Raw genomic sequence first — 12,584 nt, 5'->3', positions numbered from 1 at the left:
TTGAAACCACGATGGCCACGAATCCGCAGACCTCCGTGCGCACCGCCACGGACTACCACGCCGGCACGATCGCGAACCTCGACGATGCCTGGACCCGGCGCCTGATCGCCTCGGTCGTCGATACCGAAAGCTCGGGCGGCAACCTGCGCGCCGACAACGGCGTCGGCTACTACGGCCGCTACCAGGGCGGTGCGGGTTGGCTGACCGATGCGGGGCTGGTCAATCGCGAGAAGTACGACGCCGCGCTGAAGGCGTCGGGCTTCGACAACGACTGGCAGTGGGGCAAGTCCGGCGGCGCGCAGCGCTTCCTCGCCGATCCGGCGAACTGGAACAACGGCCTGAGCCTGGACAAGTACCTCGCCTCGGCCGATCTGCAGGACCAGGCTTTCCGCACCAACTCCAACGCGACGTACCAGCAGGCGGTGCGCGACGGCGTGCTGTCCGCCGACACCCCGCCGAACGTGGTCGCCGGCTTCCTCAAGGCGCGCCACCTCGGCGGCTACGACAACGCCATCGACGCCGCGCAGGGCCGTGGCAACGTGGCCGACGCCAACGGCACCACCACCGGCAAGTACTACAACGACATCGCGCGCAACAACGACGGTTTCGACCGCTACTTCGTGCCGAACTTCCAGCGCACGCAGACCGACCTCGTGATCAACCCGATGGCCGACGGCCTGCTCAAGCATGGCGAGCGCGGCGATGCTGTGACCCGCCTTCAGCAGGCACTGAACGATGCCGGCATCCGCGACGCCAAGGGCCAGCCGCTGCCGACCACCGGCTACTACGGCGACATGACCGAAGCGGCCGTGCGCCAGTACCAGACGCAGAAGGGCCTGCATCCGGTCGACGGCAAGGCCGGCCACGACACGCTGACCGCGCTGGGCATCTACGACGAACTGCGCCGCGGCACGCCCGCGCCGCAGCCGCAGCAACCCCAACAGCCGCAGCAGTCCCAGCCCCAGCAGCCGCAGCAGCCGTCGCAATCGCAGCCGCCCGCGCAGCCGCATCCGGCGCAGACCACGCCCGGCGGCAACACCTGGCCGGCGCCGGGCAACTTCAACATCAACCACGCGGACAAGCCCGGCGAGGGCGAGGGTGAATTCGGCACGCCGCGCGCCGGCGGCCGCGATCACAAGGGCATCGACATCCAGGGCAAGGTCGGCGATCCGATCGAATCCTTCGGGCCCGGCCGCGTCATTTTCAGCGGCCAGATGCAGGGCTACGGCAACACCGTGGTGATCCAGCACGACAACGGCCTGCAGACGCTGTACGGGCACCTGAATTCGCGCAACGTCGAAGCGGGCGCACGGGTCACCGAGAACACCGTGATCGGCACCATGGGCCGCAGTGGCAACACGCCGTCGCAGGGCGACACCCACCTGCATTTCGAGGTGCGGGAGAACAGCAACGGCGTGGTGCTGGGCGGGCAGGCGGTGGATCCGCGCAAGTACCTGGAATTCCCGCCGCGCACGCTGATGGTGCACGGCGACCAGGGGCCCGATGTCAAACACCTGCAGGAAGCGCTGAACGCGGCCGACGTGCAGGTTAACGGCAAGTCGCTGCCGACGACGGGCTACTTCGGCGACCAGACCGAGGCGGCGGTGCGGCAGTACCAGACGCAGCAGGGCCTGCATCCGGTCGACGGCAAGGCCGGCCACGACACGCTGACCGCGCTGGGCATCTATCCGGGCCAGCAGCAAACGAATCCGCAGCAGCCGGCACAGCAGGCGCTGCAGCAGACGCCGAACCCGCAGCAGCAGGCGCCCGAGCAGCAGCCGCCTGCACAGCAGCAGGCGCCGCAACAACAGCCGCCTGCGCAGCAGCAAGCCCCTCAGCAGACGCCGAATCAGCAGCAGGCGCCCGAGCAGCAGGCCCCGCAACAGACTGCACCGCAGCAGACGCCAAATCCGCAGACGCCGCAGCAGACCCCGAACCCGCAGACGCCGCCGTCCTCGTCGTCCGAGAAGCCGCCGACCGACGCTGGCCAGCCGCAGCGCAGCGCCGAGACCGAGCGTCCGTCGATCGCCGATCCGAAGCACCCGGACCATCGGCTGTACGAGCAGGCGATGGCGAACCTGCAGCAGCTCGGCCCCAGCGGCGGTTTCAAGTCGCAGGACGAGCTGACGAAGGCCGCCGCGGCCGTCGCGGCCGACGCCAAGGCGAGTGGGCTGAGTTCGATCGACCACGTCGCGAAGACCAACACGCCGAACGGGCAGTCGCTGCTGATCGCGGTGGAAGGCAATCCGACCAATCCGGCGTCGAAGAATTCGTACATCGACTACACGCAGGCGACGACGCAGACGGTGGACCAGAGCTCGCGCATGGCCGAGGCCGCGCGCACGCAGCAGCAAGCCACGCCGGCGGCGAATCCGCAGCAGGCGCCCGAGCAGGATCAACAGCCCAAGGCGGTCGCCCAGCGCTGATTGCGCCGGGCATCGCCGTTCGTCGGACCGTTGCGGAACTTCCGCACGGTCCGGCGGTCCCATGGGCGGGTCCGACGGAACGGGCCTTGGGATGGAACACGACCGCGCCGCCTTCGGGCGGCGCGGTCGTTTCCGGCGGGAGCGCCGGGTTACAGTAACGGCCTTGCGCGTCCGGCCTTGCCCGGCGCGGGCCAGCACGGAGAACGACCAAGGTGAATGCAGCTGTCCTGGCGCCGACCGGCGACCCGACCCCGCCCCCCACCAGCGACGGCGACCGCGTCGTCGCGGCGCTGATCGACAAGGGCCGGCTGAAGGAGGCCGACCTGGTCCGCGCCCAGCGCGTCCAGGAGGAAACCGGCGGTGAGCTGCTCGCCCTGATCGCCCGCCTCGGCCTGGTGTCCGAGCGCGACCACGCCGAGACCTGCGCCGACGTGCTCGGCCTGCCGCTGCTGGCGGTCAAGGAGCTGCCGGACCTGCCGCCGGAAGGCCTCGACCTCAGCCTCAAGTTCATGAAGCAGTTCGCGGCCGTGCCCGTGGCCGAAGCGCCGGGCCGGGTCGACGTGCTGATGGCCGATCCGCAGGACCCCTACGTCCGCGACGCGATCCGCCTCGCCACCCAGCGCGAAGTCCGCCCGCTGGTGGGCCTGCGCTCGGAGATCGGTGACCTGATCGAACGCTGGCATGGCCAGGGCCGCAGTGCGATGGGCGCCATCGTCGAGACCGCCGAGGGCGAGTCCGGCGACATGGACGACGTCGAGCACCTGCGCGACCTCGCGTCCGAGGCGCCGGTCATCCGTCTGGTCAACCTGGTCATCCAGCGCGCGGTCGAACTGCGTGCGTCCGACATCCACATCGAACCGTTCGAGAACCGGCTGAAGGTGCGCTACCGCATCGACGGCGTGCTGGAGGAGGGCGAAAGCCCGCCGGCCAACCTCACCGCCGCGGTCATCTCGCGCGTGAAGATCATGGCCAAGCTCAACATCGCCGAGCGCCGCCTGCCGCAGGACGGTCGCATCATGCTGCGGGTGCAGGGCAAGGAGCTGGACCTGCGCGTGAGCACGGTGCCGACCGCGCACGGCGAATCGGTGGTGATGCGACTGCTCGATCGCGAAACCGTGGTCTTCGACTTCAAGAAGCTCGGTTTCACCGACGAGTTCCTGCCGCAGTTCCAGAAGGTGCTGGAGCAGCCGCACGGCATCCTGCTGGTGACCGGCCCGACCGGTTCGGGCAAGACCACCACGCTCTACACTGCGCTGAGCAAGATCAACACCCCCGACGTGAAGATCATCACCGTCGAGGACCCGATCGAATACCAGATCGAGGGCATCAACCAGATCCAGGCCAAGCCGCAGATCGGCCTGGATTTCGCGCATGCCCTGCGCAGCATCGTCCGCCAGGACCCGGACATCATCATGATCGGCGAAATGCGCGATCTGGAGACGTGCAAGATCGCGATCCAGTCCGCGCTCACCGGCCACCTGGTGCTGTCGACGCTGCACACCAACAACGCGGCCGGCGGCATCACCCGCCTGCTCGACATGGGCGTCGAGGACTATCTGCTGACCTCCACGATCAACGGCATCCTCGCCCAGCGCCTCGTGCGCCGGCTGGAGCCGGTTCACGCCGAACGTTACGAGGCCTCGCCGGAGGAGATCGAGAAGTTCGACCTGCGCCGCTACTGCCCGGAAGGCCCGATCCATTTGTTCCGCCCGCGCGGCTCCGCGATCGCGCCGACCGGCTACCTCGGCCGGACCACGATCATGGAATTCCTGGTGATGAACGACGAGATCCGTCGCGCAGTGATGCGCCACGCCGGCATGGGCGAACTGGAGCAATTGGCGCGCCAGGCCGGCATGCGCACGATGTACGAGGACGGCATCGCCAAAGCCCTGGCCGGCGTCACCACCATCGAAGAAGTGCTGCGCGTCACGGAAGATGCCTGATGCGCGGAGGCGCGGGGCTCCGTTAACATCCGGTCCAACGCGGCCCGACCCCCGGATGGTCGGTGCCGTCGCCGGCGCAGGCCGGCCCGTGCGGGGGGCGCCCGTGGACATTCGCTGAGGTGGGGGCATGAAGAAGGGAATCCTGGCCGTGATCGCGGTCGTCGTGGTTCTGGGCCTGCTCGGGCTTGGCTGGTGGCTCATCCGCGACCGCGACGAGGACGCCGGGCTGGCCGAAACGGTCGCGCACTCGCCGAAGCTCACCCCGGAACAGCGCGCCGAGGGCATCCGCAAGGCGGTCGAGGCCCATCGCCGCTGGTGGCGCGAAGCCAGCTACGTCGAGATCCGCCAGGCTGCGCTGGACGGCGACCGCGTCGCGCAGCGCCGCCTTTCCGAGGTCTACGAGGACTGCACCGCGTTCGGCGGGGCGCTGGCGAGCAACCTGCGCATGCTGTCCCAGCTCAATTCGGCCGATCCCAATTCGCAGCAGGCCATCCAGACCGTGTTCGACGCCAAGCGCATGTGCGTGCAGGCCGACGCGGACCTGCAAAAGACCCCCAGCCTCGCCGAATACTGGCTGCATCGCAGCGCCAAGGCCGGCGACCTGGCCGCGCAGATTCGCTACGTGGGCCGCAATGCGCAGCAGGTCGGTCTGGGCCAGATGCGCTATTTCGTCGAAGAGACGCGCAATTCCGGTGATCCGGCGGCGATGTTCGAGATCGCGACCATCGTGCCGCGGATGCGCGGCAGCTGGCCGGACGCCGTGCAGGCCGAGGCCTTCAACGGCGCCCTTGGTCAGCAGGCCTGGACGCTGGCGGCCTGCCGCGCCGGTTTCGACTGCGCGCGCGGGTCGCGGGTGATGATCCAGCTGTGCGTGGGCATGTTCGCCTGCAACCAGCCGGATTTCCCCAGCTACTACCGGGCGAACCGCAGTTCGTCGATCGACCCGGCCAAGCTCGAGGCCACCATCGCGATCATCAACCGCTCGCTGCTGAATCCGGCGGCTCCGCCCGCCGCCGGCGGCTGACCGGGCCCGACCTCGCGCCCGCGGGAACCTTCGCCGCCGCGGAGGCTCCCAATCGGGGACGGCGGCCGATATGCTGCCGGACCCCGCCCCTGCCGGCGGGCCCATCCCCCGGTCGATCGTCGCCATGCCCCTGTACCGCTACAAAGCCCTGAACAGCCGCGGTGAAGTCCTGGACGGCCAGATGGAAGCCGCCAGCGACGCCGACGTGGTGCTGCGGCTGCAGGAGCAGGGCCATCTGCCGATGGAGACGCGCCCGGCCGGCGGCGGCGACGGCATCGCCCTGCGCAGCCTGTTCAAGCCCAAGCCCTTTGCCGGCGCGCGGCTGGTGCAGTTCACCCAGCAGCTGGCGACCCTGCTCGGCGCCGGCCAGCCGCTCGACCGCGCGCTGACCATCCTGCTGGAACTGCCCGAGGACGAGGTCGCCCGGCGCACGATTTCCGACATCCGCGACGCGGTCCGCGGCGGCACGTCGCTGTCGGTCGCGCTGGAGCGCCAGCACGGCGCGTTCTCGCGGCTGTACGTCAACATGATCCGCGCCGGTGAAGCCGGCGGCAGCCTGCATGACACCCTGCAGCGGCTGGCCGACTATCTCGAACGCAGCCGCGCGCTGCGCGGACGCGTCATCAATGCCTTGATCTACCCGGCCATCCTGGTGACGATGGTCGGCTTCTCGCTGCTGTTCCTGCTCGGCTACGTGGTGCCGCAGTTCTCGCAGATGTACGAGAACCTCGACACCGAACTGCCGCTGTTCTCGCGGATGGTGCTGGCGCTGGGCAACGTGGTCCACGACTGGTGGTGGCTGCTGGTGGCACTGCCCGCGGTCGCCGTCTGGGTGTTCGCGCGCAAGTTCCGCGAGCCGGCGTTCCGCGCGCGATTCGACGAATGGCTGCTCAAGCGCAAGCTCGCCGGCTCGATCGTCGCCCGCATGGAGACCGCGCGGCTGGCGCGCACCGTCGGCACCCTGCTGCGCAACGGCGTGCCGCTGCTCACTGCGCTGGGCATCGGCGGCCGCATCCTGGGGAACCAGGCGCTGATCGCCGATGTCGAAGCAGCTGCCGGCGACGTCAAGAACGGCATCGGTCTGTCGGCGGCGCTGGGCAAGGGCAAGCGGTTCCCGCGTCTGGCATTGCAGATGATCCAGGTCGGCGAGGAGTCCGGCGCGCTCGACAGCATGCTGCTGAAGACCGCCGATACCTTCGAGGCCGAGACCGGGCAGGCGCTGGACCGCATGCTCGCGCTGCTCGTGCCGATCATCACCATCGTGCTCGCGCTGGTGATCGGTTTCGTGATCATGGCCGTGCTGCTGCCGATGTACCAGCTCACCGGTTCGTTGTGACCGTCGTGCTCATGGCACGAGAACGGCCCGCCCTATAATTCCGGACGCCCCCGCGTCCTCCCTCTCAGAATGGACTGACCCGCATGCGCCACGCCCGCCGCTCTACCCGTCGCTATTCCCCGCGCCACTCGCAGGCCGGCATGACGCTGATCGAGATCATCATCGTGATCGTGCTGATCGGCGCGGTGCTGGCGGTCGTCGGCAGCCAGATCTTCGGCAACAGCGACAAGGCCAAGTACAAGCTGGCGAAGACCCAGCTCGGCCAGGTCGCCGCGCAGATCGAGCAGTACAACGCCGATGTCGGCGACTACCCGCGCACGCTGGAAGACCTCGTCACCGATCCGCAGGCCAACGGCTGGATCGGGCCGTACGTGAAGAAGGACCAGCTCAAGGATCCGTTCAATCATCCACTGCAGTACGCGGTGCCCGGTCAGGACGGCCCGTTCGACCTGATCAGCTACGGCAAGGACGGCAAGCCGGGCGGCAGCAGCGTCGACGCCGACATCCGTTACGAGCAGTAAGCGCGGAGCCTTCGCTCCGGGCGTCGACGCATGCGCACCCGTCGCTTCCGACGCCAACGCCGACCGGCCGCCGCGGCCCGCCGTGCCGCCGGCTTCACGCTGATCGAGATGCTGGTCGTGGTCACGCTGATCGCCGCGCTTACGTTGCTCACCGTGGGCGCGATGAACGGCGGCATCGACGGCATGCGCATGCGCTCCGCGGCGAAGGAGCTGGCCTCCGAACTGCGCTTCGCGCGCGCGCAGGCCATCGCCACCGGCACCGTGCAGCGTTTCGAAGTGGTGCCGGACAAACGCACCTGGACCGGCGCGAAAAATCACGACGGCACGTTGCCGTCGTCGATCGACGTGGTGTTCATCGGCGTGCGCCAGGTGCAGACGAAGCGGGGCGAAGGCGTGATTCTGTTCTTCGAGGACGGCGCCTCCACCGGCGGCCGCATCCAGTTGCGCCACGAGCGCGCGGTGTGGAACGTCGACGTGGCCTGGTTGACCGGCGAAGTGGCGTTGCATCGCGGCGAGGCGAGGCCATGATGCGTCGTCCACGGCATCGCCGCGCCGCCGCGCGCGGCTACACCCTGATCGAGGTCGTGGTCGCGTTCGGCCTGCTCGCGCTGGCGCTCAGCCTGCTGCTGGGCGCGATGACCAACGCGACGAAGCAGGTGAAGTTGTCCGACGAATACGGCCGTGCCGCGCTGCATGCGCAATCGCTGCTGGACCAGGCCGGTGTCGGCGAGGCGCTGGTGCCGGGCCGCAAGGACGGCGAACTGGAGGACGGTCGCTATCGCTGGGAACTGACCGTGTCGCCGTATGTCGACCCGACGATGACGAAGAAGCCGGAGCAGATCCTCGGCGCGCCGCAATTGATGCAACTGGACCTCGTGCTGCACTGGGGCGAGGGTGGCCCGCGGCAGACGCTCGCCATCCGTTCGTTGCGGCTGGTCATGCCCACCGACCTGAGCGCCGCGGGGCGGGTGCCATGAGCCGCCGCAAACCGCGCCGTCGTCCTCGCGTCGCCGGCTTCACCCTGATCGAACTGCTCGTCGCCACCGTGCTGCTGGCGGCGGCGATGACCCTGGGTTTCGCCACGCTGCGCGCGTCGTCGCATGCCGCCACGCGCGGCGAGCAGCGCGCGCAGCGCAACGAGCGCATGCGCGCGGTCGAGGGTTTCCTGCGCAAGCGCATCGCTTCCGCGCTGCCGGTGGCCTACGACATGGACGGCAAGACCGGCAATCCGTCGCGCTTCGCCGGCGACAACGCGCGCCTGCGCTTCGTCGCCGACCTGCCGGCCTACCTCGGCCGCGGCGGTCCCCACCTGCACGACATCACGGTGGTGCCCGACGGCGATGGCGTGCGCCTGCAGGCGCAGTTCTCGGTGGTGCTGGCGAACAAGGTCGTCGAGGAAACCAACCCGCGGCCGCCGGAGTCGCTGGTCGGCGGCCTGCGCGCGGTGAAGATCCGCTATCGCGCGCTCGACCAGCAGATGCGCGTCGCCGACTGGCAGGACGAATGGACGCAGGTCGACCGCATGCCGCTGCAGGTGCGCATCGACATCGTCGATGGCGATGGCCAGCGCTGGCCGCCGATCGTGGTGTCGCTGCCGCAGGCGGCGAGCTACGGCGGCACGGCGCAGTTGGTGCCGTGATGGCCGCTGCCGCCCGCCGCCGTCGCGTTCGTCCGCAGCGCCGCACCGCGTCGGGCGCCGCACTGCTGCTGGTGATCTGGCTGATCGCGCTGCTGACCGCGGTGGTCGGCGCGTTCGCCATGGCCGCGCGCGTCGAGTACCTGCAGGGGCGGACGCTCAGCGACGGCGTGGTCGCCGACGAAGCCGCCCGCGCCGGGCTGGAATACGCGATGACCCGCGTGGTCGATCTGGACCAGACCCGGCAATGGCTGCCGGACGGCCGCGACTACGACTGGCACTACGGCGACGCCGACGTGAAGATCACGATCACCGACGAATCCGGGAAGATCGACCTCAACGCCGCCGACCTCGACCTGCTGGCCGGGCTGATGCAGGCGGAGGGCGTCGAGCGCACGCCGGCACGCAAGCTGGCGGCGGCGATCATGGACTGGCGCGACCCCGACACCCTGACTCAGGCCGAGGGCGGTGGCGAGGATGGCGACTACGCCAGCGCCGACCTGCCCTACGGGGCCAAGGACGCGCCGTTCGAGACGGTGGCCGAGGTCCAACTGGTACTGGGCATGACCCCGGAGCTCTTCGCCAAGCTGGCGCCGCACCTCACCGTCTACAGCGGCCAGGGCCGGCCGAACGAGCAGTACGCCGACGCCAAGGTGCTGCAGGCGATGGGCATCGACGCCGATCGCACCCTGTCGGAACGGCGCCGGCCGCGCCAGCCGGGGGAGGCGGCGCCGCTCGTCGGTGCGGGCACGGGCACGTATAGTATCGACAGCCGTGCGCGGTTGCGCGGCGGTCGCGTCTCGGTGCTCCGCGCCGTGGTGCGCGCCGGCAACAGTGGGCTGCCGGGGTCGGCCTACACGCCGCTGCGCTGGGACGTCGGTGCCATCGCGCGATGACCCCGACACCGCGCTGCTCCGGCCAGGGCCCGTCGCGGGCCCGCACCCTTCCTGCTCCGGGAGCCCGAACCTTTCGGGATCCACGGGGTCTTGTGTGCGTGGCGTGCCATGGGGGCGCGCCGCGGCGATCGAACGAGGACAGGTTCTGAGTACACCCGCCGACAACGCGACGCCCGCCCGGGCGCTTCCCAAGGGGCCGCAGGCCGCCCTCGGCCGCGCGTGGCCGGGGCTGCGCGGTTTCTGGGCCTGGTGGATCCATGCCCTGGGCAGTTGGCTGCCGCCGCGGATGCGCGCGGTCTTCGGCCTGGCCCAGCAGCGCCTGCTGGTCGAGACGCGCGACGAGACGCTCACGCTCGGGCTGACCCTGCCGGCGCAGCCGGGCGAGGCGCCGGTCCGGACCCTCGCCGAACTGCCGCAGGAGGCCGTCGCCACCGCCGTCGGCGACCCGCTGGCCCGCATCCTCTCTCCACGCATCGCCGGCCTGCCGCGCTGGCTGGTGCTGCCGGCGTCCACCGGCCTGCGCCGCCGCCTGACCCTGCCGGCCGCCGCCGCCGATCGCCTGCGCGACGTCCTCGGCTTCGAGATCGACCGCCAGACCCCGTTCTCCGCCGATGACGTGCACCACGACGCCCGCCTCCTCGGCCGCCGCGGCGACCAACTGGACGCCGAGCTGGTGGTGGTGCCGCGCGCAGCGCTGGACCAGGCGCTGGCCGCTCTGGGCGAACCGCTGGTCGCCACGCTCGCCGGCGTCGACATCGCCGGTCCCGACGGTCTGCCGCTGGGCGTGAACCTGCTGCCGGGCGCGCGTCGGCGCCGTCGCCGCGACCCGCGCGCCGCCTGGAACATCGCGCTCGTCGCCATCGCGCTGGCCGCCGCCGGCGCCGGCCTCTGGCAGATCCGCAGCAACCGCGAAGGCGCCGCCGACACGCTGGAAACCGAGGCCAAGCGGCGCAGCCAGCAGGCGCGCAAGGTCTCGGCGGAGAAGAAACAGCTGGTCGACCTGGTCGAAGGGCTGCGCTTCCTGCAGCAGACCCGCAACGGCCGCCCGACCACGGTCGAGGTGCTGGACGAACTCACCCGCCGCCTGCCCGACGACACGTATGTCGAGAAGGTGTCGATCGAAGGCGACCACCTGCTGATCATCGGTCTCAGCTCGCAGGCGCCGCAGCTGGTCGAGAAGCTCCAGTCCTCGAAGCTCTGGCACGCGATGAACCTCACCGGTGCGCTGATGCCCGATCCCACCAAGGGCAAGGACCGCTTCACGCTGGTCGCCGAGCTGACCATCACCGGCGCGCCGAAGAAGGGCGACAAGCCCGCCCGCGGCGGTCCGGCCGCCGAGACGGAGGGCGCGCCATGACCACGACGCCGACCTCCGTGCCGCCGCGCGAGCGCTGGGCCGCGCTGGGCCTGCTGGCCGCGGTGCTGCTGGTGGCCTATCTCGTGCTGGTCCACACCTGGTGGACCGTGCCGATGCTGGCGTTGCAGGACCGCATCGACGACCTGAAGGATCGCGACGCCCGCGCCCGCGCCACGCTCGCGCAGGCACCGGAGATCCGCAAGCGTCTCGGCGAGGTGCGCGAACAGGCCGCACGCCTGCCCGGCTTCATGGGCGAGGGCAGCACCGAGCTGGCGACCGCGTCGCTGATCCAGCGGCTGGAAACCGCGGTGCAGGAGGCCAGCCCGAAGAACCGCAGCTGCGCCATCCAGAACCGCTCGCCGCTGACCGAGCCGCGCAAGGAGCGCTTCCAGCGCGCGGTGGTGCAGGTCCGCCTGCAGTGCGGCACGCCGGAACTGGCGGCGGTGCTGCATTCCCTGGAAAGCGGCTCGCCGCGGCTGTTCGTCGACAACCTCAACGTCACCGCGCAGCGCTTCTTCTTCACGCCCGACCAGGCGCCCACCGGCGGCGGCGTGGACGTGAGTTTCGACCTGTACGGCTATGTCGCGCCCGCCGCGGGAGGCAACAGCGATGCGGCTCGATAGTCTCAGTCCCCGGACCTGGCTGCTCGCCGGCGTCGCCGGCTGGGCGGTGTGCCTGTGGGTGTTCGCGCTGGCCGGGCTCGGCAGTCGGCTGGGCCCGCTGCCGGACGACATCCCGGCCCAGCGCCTCCCGGCGACGAAGATCCCGGCCGCCGAACGGCCCGGCCCGCAGGCGCAGTACCAGACGATCGCATTGCGCCCGATCTTCTCCGAGAACCGCCAGCCGCAGCCGTTCACCATCGGCGGCGCGACCGACGAGGCCAAGGCCAACACCTTCGACTTCCTGCTGACCAGCGTGCTGATCGCCGGCGACACGAAGATCGCGATCCTGCGTCCGCCGACCGACGGCGCGGCGCCGGTGCGGGTGAAGATGGGCGAGGTGGTCGAAACCGCGCCGCAATGGACGCTCGCCGCGATCGAGCCGCGCCAGGCGACCTTCCGTGGCCCGGACGGCGACCGCGTGCTGGAACTGCGCGTCTACAACGGTGTGGGCGGCGACGCCCCGCCGGTCGCCGGCGGCCCGCCGCCGCCGCCGCCGCCGATGTCGGCCGCAGGGCCGGGCGGCATGGTCGGCCCCGGGGGTGTGGTGCAGCAGCCGCCCGGCGTGCCGGGCGAAGTACCGCCGCCGCAGCCCATCCAGGCGGTGCCGCCGCCGACGCCGATGGCCAACACGTCGCCGACGCCGCCGGCCCCGGTCTCCACCGAGGCCCAGCTCGAAGCCATCCGCAAGCGGATCGAGGCGCGCCGCGCCCAGCTCCGCCAACAGGCTGCGCAAGCCGCGCAGAATCCCGGCGGAGCGCCGGACCAATCTCCCTGAGATCCACA

12 protein-coding genes are annotated in these 12,584 nt (G+C 70.6%); all 12 read left to right on the top strand.

Translation table 11 applies throughout. The annotated features are described in order from the left end of the window. The first annotated feature begins 11 nt into the window (after positions 1 to 11). Positions 12 to 2,426, top strand: coding sequence for a peptidoglycan-binding protein (locus tag ACT53R_RS04470; protein WP_476170632.1), 2,415 nt, complete (start codon positions 12 to 14; stop codon positions 2,424 to 2,426). 227 nt (positions 2,427 to 2,653) lie between these two features. Continuing rightward, a complete protein-coding gene (gene gspE / locus ACT53R_RS04465; protein WP_476170738.1) occupies positions 2,654 to 4,369 on the top strand; it encodes a type II secretion system ATPase GspE in 1,716 nt (571 codons plus the stop codon). 127 nt (positions 4,370 to 4,496) lie between these two features. Further along, the gene (locus tag ACT53R_RS04460) at positions 4,497 to 5,393 is read left to right on the top strand and encodes a hypothetical protein (protein WP_476170631.1); all 897 of its coding nucleotides are present in this window, start codon (positions 4,497 to 4,499) and stop codon (positions 5,391 to 5,393) included. A 124-nt stretch (positions 5,394 to 5,517) separates the two neighbouring features. After that, positions 5,518 to 6,729 (top strand): type II secretion system protein XpsF, encoded by a 1,212-nt coding sequence (xpsF, locus tag ACT53R_RS04455; protein ID WP_476170630.1) that lies wholly within the window; start codon positions 5,518 to 5,520, stop codon positions 6,727 to 6,729. Positions 6,730 to 6,812: 83 nt separating this feature from the next. Continuing rightward, positions 6,813 to 7,250 (top strand): type II secretion system major pseudopilin GspG, encoded by a 438-nt coding sequence (gene gspG / locus ACT53R_RS04450; RefSeq protein WP_476170629.1) that lies wholly within the window; start codon positions 6,813 to 6,815, stop codon positions 7,248 to 7,250. A 30-nt stretch (positions 7,251 to 7,280) separates the two neighbouring features. Continuing rightward, entirely contained in the window at positions 7,281 to 7,778 is a 498-nt protein-coding gene (gene xpsH / locus ACT53R_RS04445; protein WP_476170628.1) for a type II secretion system protein XpsH, read from the top strand. Next, positions 7,775 to 8,227, top strand: coding sequence for a type II secretion system protein XpsI (gene xpsI, locus ACT53R_RS04440; protein WP_476170627.1), 453 nt, complete (start codon positions 7,775 to 7,777; stop codon positions 8,225 to 8,227). The genes xpsH and xpsI overlap by 4 nt, the downstream gene beginning before the upstream one ends. Continuing rightward, on the top strand, positions 8,224 to 8,889 hold the full coding sequence (locus ACT53R_RS04435; RefSeq protein WP_476170626.1) for a prepilin-type N-terminal cleavage/methylation domain-containing protein: 666 nt from the start codon (positions 8,224 to 8,226) through the stop codon (positions 8,887 to 8,889). Before xpsI ends, ACT53R_RS04435 begins: the two co-directional genes overlap by 4 nt. Then, the gene (locus ACT53R_RS04430; RefSeq protein ID WP_476170625.1) at positions 8,889 to 9,782 is read left to right on the top strand and encodes a type II secretion system minor pseudopilin; all 894 of its coding nucleotides are present in this window, start codon (positions 8,889 to 8,891) and stop codon (positions 9,780 to 9,782) included. The genes ACT53R_RS04435 and ACT53R_RS04430 overlap by 1 nt, the downstream gene beginning before the upstream one ends. A gap of 103 nt (positions 9,783 to 9,885) precedes the next feature. Then, the gene (locus ACT53R_RS04425; RefSeq protein WP_476170624.1) at positions 9,886 to 11,139 is read left to right on the top strand and encodes a PilN domain-containing protein; all 1,254 of its coding nucleotides are present in this window, start codon (positions 9,886 to 9,888) and stop codon (positions 11,137 to 11,139) included. Further along, complete coding sequence (gene gspM / locus ACT53R_RS04420; protein WP_476170623.1) at positions 11,136 to 11,762, top strand: type II secretion system protein GspM; 627 nt, start codon at positions 11,136 to 11,138, stop codon at positions 11,760 to 11,762. The genes ACT53R_RS04425 and gspM overlap by 4 nt, the downstream gene beginning before the upstream one ends. Next, positions 11,749 to 12,576: a type II secretion system protein XpsN gene (locus ACT53R_RS04415; RefSeq protein ID WP_476170622.1), complete on the top strand. Its 828-nt coding sequence runs from the start codon at positions 11,749 to 11,751 to the stop codon at positions 12,574 to 12,576. The genes gspM and ACT53R_RS04415 overlap by 14 nt, the downstream gene beginning before the upstream one ends. The last annotated feature ends 8 nt before the right edge of the window (positions 12,577 to 12,584 follow it).

The organism is Lysobacter sp. DMC104, assembly GCF_056313665.1.
Note: the sequence above shows the minus strand (reverse complement) of the source record. Positions and strands in the feature narration are given on the sequence as shown.

What these genes read in the sequence shown, in the direction of transcription:
- ACT53R_RS04470 (WP_476170632.1), top strand. Translation starts at nt 12, where the DNA reads ATGGCCACGAATCCGCAGACCTCCGTGCGCACCGCCACGGACTACCAC.
- ACT53R_RS04460 (WP_476170631.1), top strand. Translation starts at nt 4,497, where the DNA reads ATGAAGAAGGGAATCCTGGCCGTGATCGCGGTCGTCGTGGTTCTGGGC.
- xpsF (WP_476170630.1), top strand. Translation starts at nt 5,518, where the DNA reads ATGCCCCTGTACCGCTACAAAGCCCTGAACAGCCGCGGTGAAGTCCTG.
- gspG (WP_476170629.1), top strand. Translation starts at nt 6,813, where the DNA reads ATGCGCCACGCCCGCCGCTCTACCCGTCGCTATTCCCCGCGCCACTCG.
- xpsH (WP_476170628.1), top strand. Translation starts at nt 7,281, where the DNA reads ATGCGCACCCGTCGCTTCCGACGCCAACGCCGACCGGCCGCCGCGGCC.
- xpsI (WP_476170627.1), top strand. Translation starts at nt 7,775, where the DNA reads ATGATGCGTCGTCCACGGCATCGCCGCGCCGCCGCGCGCGGCTACACC.
- ACT53R_RS04435 (WP_476170626.1), top strand. Translation starts at nt 8,224, where the DNA reads ATGAGCCGCCGCAAACCGCGCCGTCGTCCTCGCGTCGCCGGCTTCACC.
- ACT53R_RS04430 (WP_476170625.1), top strand. Translation starts at nt 8,889, where the DNA reads ATGGCCGCTGCCGCCCGCCGCCGTCGCGTTCGTCCGCAGCGCCGCACC.
- gspM (WP_476170623.1), top strand. Translation starts at nt 11,136, where the DNA reads ATGACCACGACGCCGACCTCCGTGCCGCCGCGCGAGCGCTGGGCCGCG.
- ACT53R_RS04415 (WP_476170622.1), top strand. Translation starts at nt 11,749, where the DNA reads ATGCGGCTCGATAGTCTCAGTCCCCGGACCTGGCTGCTCGCCGGCGTC.